The organism is Devosia sp. 2618, assembly GCF_040546815.1.
Taxonomy (GTDB): domain Bacteria; phylum Pseudomonadota; class Alphaproteobacteria; order Rhizobiales; family Devosiaceae; genus Devosia.
This window is the reverse complement of record NZ_JBEPOO010000001.1, coordinates 3,275,272-3,288,125: the sequence shown is the minus strand read 5'-3', so window position 1 is coordinate 3,288,125 and position 12,854 is coordinate 3,275,272. Positions and strand designations below refer to the sequence as shown.

The 12,854-nt window shown below is 59.1% G+C and carries 11 protein-coding genes and 2 pseudogenes; 10 read left to right on the top strand and 3 right to left on the bottom strand.

Features of this window, described 5'->3' with window-relative positions; translation table 11 throughout:
• The first annotated feature begins 83 nt into the window (after positions 1-83).
• From ABIE28_RS16215 to ABIE28_RS16180, 8 genes are all read left to right on the top strand, one after another.
• Entirely contained in the window at positions 84-1,166 is a 1,083-nt protein-coding gene (locus ABIE28_RS16215) for an ABC transporter ATP-binding protein (protein ID WP_354064709.1), read from the top strand.
• Positions 1,167-1,171: 5 nt separating this feature from the next.
• Positions 1,172-2,071, top strand: a complete 900-nt coding sequence (locus ABIE28_RS16210) for an ABC transporter permease (RefSeq protein WP_354066466.1) — start codon at positions 1,172-1,174, stop codon at positions 2,069-2,071.
• A 3-nt stretch (positions 2,072-2,074) separates the two neighbouring features.
• Positions 2,075-2,914: an ABC transporter permease gene (locus tag ABIE28_RS16205; protein WP_354064707.1), complete on the top strand. Its 840-nt coding sequence runs from the start codon at positions 2,075-2,077 to the stop codon at positions 2,912-2,914.
• A 50-nt stretch (positions 2,915-2,964) separates the two neighbouring features.
• The gene (locus ABIE28_RS16200) at positions 2,965-4,170 is read left to right on the top strand and encodes an ABC transporter substrate-binding protein (RefSeq protein WP_354064705.1); all 1,206 of its coding nucleotides are present in this window, start codon (positions 2,965-2,967) and stop codon (positions 4,168-4,170) included.
• Between the two features lie 95 nt (positions 4,171-4,265).
• On the top strand, positions 4,266-5,504 hold the full coding sequence (locus tag ABIE28_RS16195) for an NAD(P)/FAD-dependent oxidoreductase (protein ID WP_354064703.1): 1,239 nt from the start codon (positions 4,266-4,268) through the stop codon (positions 5,502-5,504).
• A 55-nt stretch (positions 5,505-5,559) separates the two neighbouring features.
• Positions 5,560-5,967 (top strand): GlcG/HbpS family heme-binding protein, encoded by a 408-nt coding sequence (locus ABIE28_RS16190; RefSeq protein ID WP_354064701.1) that lies wholly within the window; start codon positions 5,560-5,562, stop codon positions 5,965-5,967.
• Positions 5,968-5,993: 26 nt separating this feature from the next.
• Positions 5,994-6,761, top strand: coding sequence for a glucosamine-6-phosphate deaminase (locus ABIE28_RS16185; protein ID WP_354064699.1), 768 nt, complete (start codon positions 5,994-5,996; stop codon positions 6,759-6,761).
• Positions 6,762-6,875: 114 nt separating this feature from the next.
• The gene (locus ABIE28_RS16180; protein ID WP_354064697.1) at positions 6,876-7,907 is read left to right on the top strand and encodes a LacI family DNA-binding transcriptional regulator; all 1,032 of its coding nucleotides are present in this window, start codon (positions 6,876-6,878) and stop codon (positions 7,905-7,907) included.
• 526 nt (positions 7,908-8,433) lie between these two features.
• Here ABIE28_RS16180 and ABIE28_RS16175 read toward each other — a convergent pair.
• Entirely contained in the window at positions 8,434-9,702 is a 1,269-nt protein-coding gene (locus ABIE28_RS16175; protein ID WP_354064695.1) for a multidrug effflux MFS transporter, read from the bottom strand.
• Positions 9,703-10,669: 967 nt separating this feature from the next.
• Between ABIE28_RS16175 and ABIE28_RS16170 the strand changes: the two genes are divergently transcribed.
• Entirely contained in the window at positions 10,670-11,536 is an 867-nt protein-coding gene (locus ABIE28_RS16170) for a substrate-binding periplasmic protein (RefSeq protein ID WP_354064693.1), read from the top strand.
• 346 nt (positions 11,537-11,882) lie between these two features.
• Here the strand turns inward: ABIE28_RS16170 and ABIE28_RS16165 are convergent, their stop codons facing one another.
• Positions 11,883-12,350: a tyrosine-type recombinase/integrase gene (locus ABIE28_RS16165; protein ID WP_354066465.1), complete on the bottom strand. Its 468-nt coding sequence runs from the start codon at positions 12,348-12,350 to the stop codon at positions 11,883-11,885.
• Between ABIE28_RS16165 and ABIE28_RS21160 the strand changes: the two are divergent.
• A pseudogene (locus tag ABIE28_RS21160) lies at positions 12,231-12,527 on the top strand (hypothetical protein); the annotation flags it as partial. The gene ABIE28_RS16165 and the pseudogene ABIE28_RS21160 sit on opposite strands and share 120 nt — an antisense overlap.
• 112 nt (positions 12,528-12,639) lie before the next feature.
• On the opposite strand, the pseudogene ABIE28_RS16160 reads toward ABIE28_RS21160, so the two are convergent.
• Positions 12,640-12,804: pseudogene (locus tag ABIE28_RS16160) on the bottom strand (transposase); the annotation flags it as partial.
• Positions 12,805-12,854: the final 50 nt, after the last annotated feature.

The following is a 12,854-nucleotide window of genomic DNA, read 5'->3' as shown; positions in this document are numbered from 1 at the left end:
GGTGTCGGGGTAAAATTCCGAAAAATGAAGCAACTAAACCGGAATGATCCGGCTATCCGAAACCATTTGGTGTGGCATAAAGCATGTCGATATCACTTTCCAAGTTTGAACAATTAAAATTGGATGGGGTCGCTCGTTCGTTTGGCGATTTTAACGCGCTTGTTGATATCAATATAACGATACGTCGTGGTGAGTTCATTGCGTTGCTTGGTCCATCAGGGTGTGGAAAGTCTACTACTCTTAATTGTATTGCTGGTTTGCTGAATGTCACCGCTGGTGCAATTTGGGTGGATGATCGGCGCATTGATGTCATGCGCCCCGAGGATCGGGGCTTTGGCATGGTGTTTCAAAACTACGCATTGTTCCCCCATATGAACGTCCGCAAGAATGTCGGCTTCGGGCTGCGGATGCGCCATGTTCCTGCGGCTGAAATTCGTCGCCGCACCGATGAGGCGATCAAGGTGGTTCGGCTTGAGGGACAGGAAGAAAAGCTGCCATCGCAGCTGTCTGGCGGCCAGCAGCAGCGCGTAGCCATTGCTCGCGCTATCGTGGTCGAGCCTACGCTGGTGCTGATGGATGAGCCGCTGTCGAATTTGGACGCCAAGCTGCGTCTGGAGATGCGCTCGGAAATCCGCCGTATTCACAATGAGCTGGGCGCCACCACGATATACGTTACCCACGACCAGGAAGAGGCGCTTTCGCTGGCAGACCGCATAGTGGTGCTGCGCGACGGTCGCATCCGTCAGGTGGGGACGCCCACTGAGCTCTATGATCGTCCCGCGCATTTGGACGTCGCTGAATTCATGGGCTTCCGCAATCGTATCGCGGGCGTGGTCAAGAGGGTCTATGGCGACAAAGTCACTGTCGACGCTGGGGGTGCTGAAATTTATGGGCAACACTGCGGCGGGCTGGTCGTGGGCAGCCAGGTCGTAGTGGCGGTGCGCCCTGACGATCTGATTGCCGCTGCCGGTGGTCCGAATAGCATTTCCACGACGGTCGAGACGATGGAATACCGCGGGCGTGAGTTCGTCGGGACAGGGCGCGGCACTGACGGGGGCGAGTTGGTGTTCCGGTCAAACCAGTCGGCAGCTCTCGGCAGCCAGGTTGCCCTGAACGCTGATGGCGAACGCGCATTGGTGTTCCCGCGCGCTGAGGGAGTGAGGTAGTGACGATGTCTGCTGTCGCACGCGTATCTAACCTGACTTGGCGCCAGCGCCTCGCCGAACGCGGCGTTGATGGCGCGACGCTGCTGGCGGTGCCTGCTGGCATTCTGATTATCTGCCTCTTTCTCTACCCTTTTCTCTATGGGCTGGTGCTGTCGTTCAACCCACGCAATGCGGGAGACTGGCCGGCCAACTATACGCGCTTCTTCTCTGAGCCGTATCTGGCGCGCACATTGCCCACCACTCTGGCGCTCGCGCTGCCGGTGACATTGACCAATATCCTGATCGCCGTGCCCGTGGCGCTACGCCTGCGCCAGCTGCAGCGGTCTTGGCTGCTCAGCGTCATCCTAATCCTGCCGATTACTCTGGGCACCGTTCTGGTGGCCCAAGGTCTGCTCAACTATTTGGGGCCGCTCGGGTGGTTCAATCGAGTGCTGATGATGTTTGGCATCATTTCGGAGCCACTCCGGCTGACTCACAATTACTGGGGCGTCTTTGCTGCTCTGTTGGTTACCGGCTTTCCGTTCACCTTCCTGATGACGCAGTCCTACGTATCCGGCATCAACCCATCGATCGAGAAGGCCGCGGCCACGCTGGGCGCCAACGGTCGCCAGCGCTTCATCCATGTGCTGTTGCCGCTGATGGTCCCGGGATTGGCGATCACCTTCTGCTTGTCCTTCGTACAGGCGTTCTCGGTGTTTCCTACGGCTGTCCTGCTTGGGGCTCCCGCCGGTTCGACACGGGTCATCGCCGTCGCCGCCTACCAGGCAGCATTCGAGCAGTTCGATTTCTCAATGGCATCGGCGATCGCCATGGTCATGGCCGCCTGCCAATTGCTGGTCTTTGTCGCCGTTCTGGCTTTACGCGGCCTGTTCTTCCGCGGCTCCAGCGCCGGCGCGAAAGGTTAAGTCATGCAACGCGATACATCGCCCGGCGCCCGCCTATGGTCCATCGTCGTCTGGATTGTGATGGCCTTCATCATCATCAATATCGTCGCCATGATCGGCGCGGTGGTGACTAATTCACTGGGCACCAGCTGGTTTGGCGGCTGGTTGCCGGAGGCCTTCACCACCAATTGGTACGCTTCTGCGTGGGGCGAATTCAACTTGAGCCAGGTGCTCCTGGTTACCCTGCAGATCGTGCTGGCCGTGGTCGTGTTGTCGGGGCTGATCGGCATTCCTGCGGCCTACGCCTTGGCACGCCGGGATTTCCCAGGTAAGCGCTTCGTCATGCTCGGCTTCCTGCTGCCGGTCCTCGTGCCGCACATTACCTTCGGCATTCCGCTGGCAACGGTGCTGTACCAGAGCGGACTGGGCGGGACCTACTGGGGTGTGGTGCTGGCCAATTTGGTCAACACGGTCCCCTTCGTCATCCTCATCATGATCCCGTTCATCGAGCAGATCGATACGCGGATCGAGGCGGCGGCGCGGGTTTTCGGCGCCAATACCTTCCAGCTGTTTGTCCATGTCCTGCTGCCGCTGATGCTGCCTGGGGCGCTGGCTGCGCTCCTACTCGCCATGGTGCGCACCATCTCGGAGTTCGAACTGACCTTCCTCACGGCGGGCCCGACCAACCAGACCTTGGTCGTGGCGCTCTATTATGCCGTGTTCTCGCCTGGGGTGCGTGCGACCCAATCGGTCGATGCGCTCGCCGTTATTTACATGGCCACCGCGATGTTCTGGCTTCTGGTGGCCCTGCGCTTCGTCAACCCGTCACAAATCGTTGGGGGGGCTCGGCGGGGAGTGCGCTAGCGCACTCCGCCGGTCCCAATTTTGTTTCTGTATCCAAAGGGAGACTACATGTGACTTCAGAGCATAAAACCAAAAGTTACCGCTTTCGCCGTCGCGACCTTCTCGCCCTGGCCGGCGGCACGGCACTCGCCACCGCCATGGGCCTGTCGGCCTTTGCCCAGACACCGGCCTTGCCGGCCGAACCGATCGTTCTCAGTGTGCTCGACGTTGGCGGCGTGCTGGAAGTGGCTCAAGGCATGTTCGAAAACTACAAGGCCGCCCATCCGGAAATTGTTTCGGACGTCATCTTCGTCAAGGCGCCGGCCCCTGAAATGGCCAGCAAGCTGCAGGTCCAGCAGAACGCTGGTCGGCTGGATGTCGACCTGATCCTGACCGGCACTGACGCGATGGCAGCCGGCATTGAGTTTGGGGTGTTTGAGGAGATGTTGCCCAAGCATGCCTCTTCGTTCCCCGACCTGGATGCTCGCCAGCTTCCCGGCGCCCGCAACTTGCAGAAGATGGCCAAGGGCCAAGGCATCGTGAACGTCTACTATCCGGGCGGGCCGCTGCTGTTCTTCATGCCCGAGAGTGTGGCGACCCCGCCCAAGACCGCGCTGGAGCTGCTCGAATGGGCAAAGGCCAATCCCGGAAAGTTTGGGTATGCACGACCAGCCAATTCCGGCCCGGGCCGGACTTTTGTGATGGCACTGCCGTACCTGCTTGGCGACAGCGATCCCAGCGATCCGGTCAACGGTTGGGAAAAGACCTGGGCCTATCTCAAGGACATCAACGAATACATCGAGTACTACCCGTCCGGCACTGCTCAGTTGATGACCGAATTCGCCCAAGGTACGCGGACCCTGCTGGCCACCACCACAGGTTTCGATATTAATCCGCGCGCCCTTGGCATCGTGCCCAAGGGAGCGATGATCTCCACCTTCGACAACTTCCACTGGATCTCGGGCGGCAATTTCTTCGCCGTGCCCAAGGGCATCTCCGAGGATCGGCTGGCGGTGGTGCTTGACTTCATCGCTTTCGCGCTCGAGCCCAAGCAGCAGGCAGTGCTCTACGACACCGGCTATCTCTATCCGGGGCCGTCGATCGACGGGGTGACAATCGACATGGCACCGCAGTCGTCACAGGACGTGATCAAGGAGTTTGGTCGCGACGAATACGCGGACCTCATCGCCAACAATCCGATCGAGCCACCGCTGACCGCGGTGAACATGGTCAAGATGTTCGAGATGTGGGACCAGCAAATCGGCTCCACTAAATAGCATGAGCCTGTCCGGCTGAGCCGGACAATTCAGATCGACCGGCCGGGATTGCCCTCGTTTCGCGCAATCCCGACCGGCGTCTCCCGGAGTTTACCATGGTTCGAACAGCAGTCGTCATCGGAGCGGGCATCGTCGGCGCGTGTTGTGCCGCCTATCTGCAGAAGCGCGGCATCGCGGTGACGCTGATTGACCGCAAAGGCGTCGGCGAAGAAACCTCATTTGGCAATGCGGGGTCGCTCAACCCCGACGGCATCCTGCCGGTGGCCATGCCCGGCATGATCAAGCAGGTGCCGGGGTGGCTGCTTGATGCCAAGGGGCCATTGGCATTGCGTTGGTCGTATCTGCCGGTGGCCGCCTCGTGGCTGACCCGCTTCCTGCTTTGCGCCAATCCCGCCCAGATGGAGCGGAGCGCGCGCGGGATGAAGCTCCTCGCCTCGCGGGTTTTCGATTGCTACAGCGAACTGCTGCCTGCTGACGTCTACGAGAATCTCATCTCGCATCGCGGTTGTCTTTACGTTTACGAAACCGCCGAGGCTCGGGCCGGCGAGGCGACTTCGGTGGCCTTGCGTCGCCAGTTCGGCGCGGTATTGGAGGAGGTTGGTGGTGACGGAATCGGCCAGATGGAGCCGGGCCTCTCCAAGCGGTTCCAGTATGGATTTTTTGCACCCAAGGCTGCGCTGACGGTCAATCCGCAGCGCTTGACCCAGGCGGTCGCCCAGGAAGCCTTCGCGTTGGGCGGGCGGTTTCTCAAGGCCGATGTCCAGACTATCGAGAGACGCGCCGATGGGCAGAAGCTGGTGCGTACTAGCGATGTTGAAGTTGTTGCCGATGTGGTTGTCGTCGCCGCCGGCGCCTGGTCGCATCAACTGGCAGCCAAGCTCGGTGAGCGGATACCGCTAGAGTCCCAGCGTGGCTACCACGTTACTTTCGGCGAACCCGGCGTCGCCGCCAATCGCATGATTTCTTGGGGCGGTCGCCGCACCTTTGCTACGCCCATGGAAATGGGGCTGCGGGTCGCCGGAACCGTCGAGATCGCCGGATTGCGCGCTGCGCCCGATTGGGGCAGGGCGGACCTGCTGATGGACGCCGCAAAGGCCATGTATCCAGACCTCTCCACAGGTCAGGCCTCGCGCTGGATGGGCCACCGCCCATGCCTGCCCGACAGCCTGCCGGTGATCGGCCCCACCCGGGCGATGGAGGGGGTGTTCTACGCCTTCGGGCATCAGCATCTTGGCATGGTCACCTCGGCGGCAACGGGTCGGGTGATTTCTCAATTGGTGACCGGAGAAACGCCCGAGTTCGATATCTCGGCTTTCCGCCCCAATCGGTTCTAGCGCGCCACACTGGCCGCAGCCTTAATCCTTTAAACCTCACACTTTGGAGGCAGGAATGTCTTTTACGCAAAAGACTCGAACTCTTACCCATGAAGGAGCCCTGGCGGTCCTCAACGCGGCGTTGAAACGGGCAAGCGAGACCCAGGCGCCGCAGTGCATCGCCGTGGTCGATACAGGCGCCAATTTGCTGGCGTTTGTGCGCATGGACCAGGCCAAGCTGGTCAGTATTGACTCAGCCATAGCCAAGGCAATCACCGCAGCCACCTCCGGCAAGGCCACGGGGCAGGGCAGTGCCGAGCAGGAAATCAAGATGGCTGTGGTGACCCGTGGCCGCGTCACCAATATCCGCGGCGGCGTGCCCCTGCTGGTGGAAGGCGTGGTTGTTGGCGGAATCGGCGTTGGTTCGGGCACGCTGGACCAGGACGTGGACTGCGCCGAAGCCGGCGCGGCCGCGCTGATTTAATGAATATCTTGAATCGGAGTGCATTGATGCGTATCAACGGCCTGAGCCATATACATGACGGTCTGTTGGCTCGCAGTTTCCCCACTCGCGCTGAGATGGCTAAGATCGCAGCGACGGATATCGCCGAGGCGCTAAGGGCCTGCCTAGCGTCACAATCCTGTGTGCGGATGATTTTCGCGGCCGCGCCCAGCCAGCAAGAGGTGCTTGATGAGCTGGTTGCTGCGCCGGACATCGACTGGAACCGGGTAGTCGCTTTTCACATGGACGAATATGTCGGCTTGGCGCCTGACGCGCCGCAGCGCTTCGCCAACTGGCTAGACCAGAAACTGTTCAACCGGGTTTCTTTTCAGACGGTGCATCGGATCGACCCGGGCTCGGACCCCGAGGCTGCAGCGGTGGAATATGCCGGTATGCTCGGATCCTCGCCGATCGATATTGTTTGCTTGGGCATCGGGGTGAATGGCCACTTGGCGTTCAACGACCCGCCGGTCGCCGATTTCAATGATCTGGTTGACGTCAAGCTGGTGGAGCTCGACGATATCTGCCGGCAGCAGCAGGTGGATGACGATTGTTTCGAGCGCTTCGAGGACGTGCCATTGATGGCGGTCACTCTTACTATTCCGCGACTGTTGCGGGCAAAACAATTGTTCTGCATCGTACCCGGCGCAGCCAAGCGCGATGCAGTGCGCCAGACATTAGAAGGCGCGATCACCGTCAGTTGCCCCGCCAGCATCCTGCGGACGCACCCAAATTGCACACTTTATCTCGACGCTGAATCCAACCCTCGCTCATAAGTGTAACTGGATCATTTATGTCGACGCTTCGTTAAACGCATTTGAGACTATAAAGATATTCTGGCAACGCTATATCTGGTGGAGCTTTAGAAGAGCTGTTCGGTACATGGTCTTATGAAGTTATCTCGCGCCTCTCTTCACGATGTGGCAGCTCACGCGGGGCTTTCTCTCGCTACGGTGTCCCGTGTGCTGAGCGGGTCAACCTATTCCATCCGCGAAGAGACGCGCAAACGCGTGGAGCAGTCAGCTCGGGAGCTGGGATACCGGCCCAACGCCATCGCTCGAGCGCTAGCTACCAACGTAAATCGCACGATCGGGGTGATCATCGGCGATATAACTGACATCTACTTCGCCGAGTTGGTGCGTGGGGTAGAGGATATTGCACGTAGTCAAGGTTATATGACGGTGATCTGTAACGCGGAACGAAGTCCAGTACAGGAAATGGCATATCTGCGGGCATTGCACGGCCAGAACGTCGCTGCGATTCTGCTGGCTGGTGGCTATTATCCGGACTCAGATCAGAATCAGGACTTGGTTGAGACCATTCAGGAAGTGGCTCGGGAGGTGCGCGTCACCTGCCTGACCGACCGCCACATTCCCGGGATACCGGTGGTGACCGTCGATATCCACTCGGTCACCTACGACATTACGCGCTACGTGATCGGGTTGGGACACAAGCGGATTGCCTATGTCCGCGGTCCCGATGGGTTCAGCGTCAGCCTCGACCAGCAGCGTGGCTTCGAGGATGCGATGCACGAGGTGGGGCTGGATGCGTCATGGCAGTTATCTGGCGGGTTCGGCCTGGAATACGGACGGCAGGCCGCGACATTCCTCCTGGCCAATGCGTTACCCGATGCCATCATTGCGGCGTCCGACGACGTGGCGGTTGGTATTACTTCGACGCTTCGGCAGGCGGGTATTGCAGTGCCGGGCGGTATTTCGGTGGCCGGTATTGACGACGCCAAATACTCGCAGTTGCTCGATCTGACGACAGTTCGGCTGCCGGCCTATGAGATCGGCGCGACTGGCGCCAAACTTGCCTTGGGGATTAGGGGCAACCATAAGACGCCGCGTACGATCATCGCTCATCGCGTTATCGTGCGCGGGTCAACCGCCCTCGGCACTACGGTGGGATCTCAACCGTAGAGTCGCCACAATAGCTAGGCGACGAATTTGGCGTCGAGGTGCAGGTTCGTATTGATGTGCTGCCGCGTGATTGAGGGGCAAAGCAGCGATACTCGGCTGTCGATATTGTCGCGTACTGTGTTAGCTTTGCGAGCTCCCGGAGCAGACAGAACCAGCCTACCGATTTCATCATCTGCGCGATGCAGTCCTCAGGAACCTGCTATCGGTAGCAGGCCTCGCCCACATGCAACTCGCAACAAAGTATTTAAGTGGTGAACCGGCCGGAGGAATGTTGAAAGCGAGATGCCAATTTTGGGGATGGCGAGCAAGGATGTCGACCGTTCTGCTCGATATCACCTAGTTAAGCACTTCAATTTCGGCCTCAGGATCGGCAGCCTCGCGGTTGATGGCGGTGAAATGTAAGGGCACCGGGTAACCGCTCGAACGCCAGCTTGGGGAAGTCGCGGCGGTAGGTGGTAGTGAAGCGCTAAAATCTCGGCATATTCTTCAAGATTAACAGCTCGATTTGGACCAAGTCAAAATCAGCTCAGGCCAAGGCATCAAACATAACAATTGGTTGCCGCCCGTGGCTATAGTCAGGCGAGCGCTTCCTTGTTGAATGATTGCCGCGCCGGGGGCGGCAATCACCTCTGCCGTAGCGGCGGCTCCCGACTGCATACAAGCGCGCAAACCCAGCCGGCGAAGGCGAACCCGACCATGAGCAACACGGCACCAAGACCTCCATCGCTCCGACGCCGAACTGCACAGCCCCCATGGTCCCGGAAGCAGCACCAGCGGCTTCGGGCAGCAGCCCGACGCCGCCGGCGGTGGCGGAAGGGAAATTGAGGCCGTTGCCGATACCGAACAGGACCATCGGTCCGAACAGCGTCAGAGGGGATAGCAAGCCTGCGCCGATAAGACCGGCGGTCAGGAGCATCGAAGCGAGGCAAATGCTGGTTCCCAGCACTATCATCCTCGGAAGGCCCAGCCGGACTGAGAACCGACCGGTACCGAAACTGCCGATGATAAAGCCGAAGCTCCCCAAAATGTACCACAGTCCGAACGAAGCTGTGGGCATCTGCAGGATCTGCGTAGCAATTACGGGCGAACCGCCCAAAAAGCTGAAAAAGGCGCCCATGGTAAGCGAGGATGTGCCGACATACAGCCAGAAACGCCTTGCAGTTAACAACATCTTATAGCCCGCCAACTGGCTCTTGAGTGGCCTGCCACGGCTCTGGTTAGTCTGCTTCAGGTCGAGGGTAACCAAGCTCAGCACCAACACACCGAACGCCAGCAACAGCCAGAAGATCACGGACCAGCCGAAGGCCGGGGCGATGGTGCCGCCTACCGCAGGTGCCAGCATGGGCGCGACAGTCAATGCCATGCCGACATAGCCGATAATGCTGGCTGCCCTCTTCGACTCATGCAGGTCGCGGATAACCGCGCGTGATAATGCAAGCCCGCTGGCGCTGGCCGCCTGCAGAACGCGGCCTAGTAGGAATAGATGGATATCAGCAGTGGTGAGGCAAAGCACTGTGCCGACGAGGAACAGCACGGTGCCGCACAGTATGACCGGACGGCGCCCGAAGCGGTCTGAAAATGGACCGGACAACAGTTGGACAACCGCCGTGGCCGCCAGATATAGCGACAAACCTAGCCCGACCGTTGTGGCATCGGTGTTGAAATGCGCCGCGATGGCGGCAATCGCGGGAACGAAAATATTTATCGTGAAGGGGCTGAGCGCAGAAATCACCACGAGACTCAACATATGGGGCGAGCGGCTCGTCGTGGGGAAAGCGTCTGTATCCAAAGTCATCGAAATCCTGGACGGCCTCGGCATGCCAGGTGGCGTTTGCCTACGGGGCGAGGCTGGTCGAGCGGTTAGTCGCAAATGATAGCGGTAGTTCCCCAGAAAGAAGGCGTTTTCTTTTACTGGTTGGACGGTGGGGAAAATTGCATACGTTGGGAACGCTAGCGTATCCCGCTTTGTTGATTGTCACGGAGATCTGACCCTGTTCGGCTTTTTCCAGCAGATTATCGAAAACCTGCCAAGCTGGGGCGGTGCCTTTGTGACCGTAGCCGGGTTCACCCTCCGGTTGGCCGTGAGTTCCATGGCCGTTGCCGTCGTTGTCGGGCTGCTCGTAGTGACGTTGCGCCTGGCGCCTGTCCGTTGGTTCGATGGTTGGTCGCCGCATATATCGGGGTCGGTCGGGGGACGCCGCCGCTAGTCATTCTGTTCATGATCTATCTCGGATTGCAGGATTTCGTCCCAACTACGGATCGATTCCTTTACCACGGCCACACTCGGACTTGGCCTGCAAGGCGGCGCCATGGCAGAAGTCTTCGGTCCGATCGCGGGCCGAGCGAAGCATTGCTATCGCTCGGCCTGACGCCATTGCGGTCAATGATCGATGTCATCGTGCCGCAGGCCGCGCGGGTCGTGGTCGCACCCTTTGGGAACTACGCAGTCGGGTTGATCAAGGACTCGTCGATTGCCTAGGTCATCGCGGTGCCGGAAATCATGTTTCGCGCCAAGGATCTGGCCTCGGTCACCTTCATGCCCATGCACATTTATGTGCTGGCCGCCATTTTCTATCTCGCATTGAGTTTACCCCTGCCACTCGCCACTCGCCATTCGCCGTTTGGAGCGCAGCACCATGTTCGGCAGACGGGGAAAATAATGGTGCAGTCCAAAGGGAGGAAGTCATGTTAAATTTGAAACGCATTCATAGCTCCGTCGCGGTGGTCGCTGCTTCACTGGCTTTGTGGTGGTGAACCCAGTCTTGGCACAGCCCAAGACAGTCAATCCGGGCGTTTTGACGATCGGCATCGCTGTTGACATGTCGATGACCAGTATCGCTGATGGCACGCTAATCGGCACTGACGGCGAAATGATCAATACAATCGCCGAAAATCTCGGCCTGACGCTCGATGTGCGCCAGATGGAATGGTCTGCGGTGATCCAGTCGACCGTGCAGGGGCAGGTGGACATCATGTTTGGCAGCATGGGGTGGATTGCCGAGCGCACCAAAATCCTGAAGATGACGAACCTGATCTATTACTACCCCACAACGCTGCTGCAGCAGGAGGGGCATAACTACAAATCCGCCGAGGAGCTGGCAGGCAGGACTATTGGTTCTGTGGTCGGATTTACCTCTGTCCCCGAGATGCAGAGCATCGATGGCGTCGACGAGCTCAAACTCTACGAGGCCCAGGACGCGGCGATCCGGGACGTGGCAGCAGGGCGCATCGATGTGGCTTTCCTTGACCCGACCTTGGCCGAATACGCCTTGTCGCAGAACCCGGACTGGAAACTGCATCAGACCGAGTTCACCCCGGACGACCGCTATCCCATCATGTCGGCCAAGTACTCGGCCGTGATCGGCGTCAACCCGGCCAATGAAGAGCTGTACGAGGCAATCAATACCGAGGTCGGAAAGCTTTGGGCGAGCTGCGCCAACGTGCAGGCGATGAGCAAGTATGGCCTGAGCGCTCTAATGTGGTTCGAGCCTTCCGCAACGAATTATCGCGCAGGCGTTGATCGTTCGGATGAATGGCAGCCGCCACAGGCCGCGTCGACCTGCTTCAACTGGATCGACACTCGGGCGGCTCCATTCGAGCCGCCCTCACGGGGAGTATGGCGCATGTAGCCTTTGGTGAAAATTATCGACCTCAAAAAGAGCTTCGGCGCCGTTGATGTCCTCAATTCCATTGCCGCCACCTTCACTTCATAAAATGGGCCGTAAAAGGTGTCTATCGGGCATCCCGTTTGCGCAACGTCGTCCAACAACCATTGTCTGTAGCCAATAACCGCTACTTCCTGATCGGTAGCCGACGTGCACAGCTCGATACCTGACCGTCCGCTTGCCCCCCAACAAGATCACCATTCTGCATCGCGACGATGTCTGCTTTTTGGAACTGGCGGCGACTGGCTGAATGAGCGAATGGGGGCGCTTCGCCGACGACCCTCTGCGATCGCCGGCGAAGTCGCATCCTTCAGATTTCGGTAGCTTCCGACAGAGAAAGGGCATCATCAACGTCCACGCCCAGGTACCTTACCGTGTTCTCGATTTTGCTGTGGCCGAGCAGAATCTGGATCGCTCTAAGATTGCCTGTGGCCTTGTAGATCAGGGAAGCCTTGGTGCGTCGAAGCGAGTGGGTAGCGTATTCTTCTGAAGGCAGTCCTATGGCAGTTACCCACTCATCGACCAAGCGCGCAAACTGGCGGGTGCTCAAATGTGCGTCAGGATTTGCGCGGCTGGGAAAAGCAAAGTCTTCGACGGTGCCGCCTCGCCGTTCCAGCCAAGCAAGCAGACTGCCTCGTGCGTCTGCCGTAATTTCAAACTGAGCTGGTCGTCCCGTCTTCTGCTGAACCACCATGGACCTCGTACGGATCATTGGACCGGATACAAGGGTACCTGTCCGGACCGCAGGCAACGGGTTGCCGGGTTCTTTCCGATCAATCTAGCCGCTGACAATCTAGCTCATGCAGTCACGCTGACAGAAGCTCAGGCCGGGCTAAGCCAAAGGGTCAGGAAGCCGGTGGCTCATGTGTCGGTGAGCTACTCACAGACGGACAGTATCACGACTGTCCAGATGTATAAGGACGCCCGGCGGGTGCTTGTGGCTCTCGGTGCCGATCAGTCTCAGGCATACGTGGTGGAACACAACGACAAGCCCTACCGGCACTTCCACGTCGTGGAGCTCCTTCACCTGCTCCTCGTCAATCTCGGGCTTCTTGCGGCCCCCGCTCGAAAACGCCCGACGCGCTTTCGAGCAGAGCCCGCTTCCATTGATGGATCATCGTTGGATGCACCCAGAACCGGCTCGCCAGCTCGGCCGCCGTCTCTTCACCCTTCAGAGCTTCAAGCGCGACCTTCGCCTTGAACTCAGGCGCGTGCTGCTTGCGTTTCGACATCTCTGATCTCCTTCTCGTCGAAGATCAGCAGACTGCAAATCGTAGCTTGT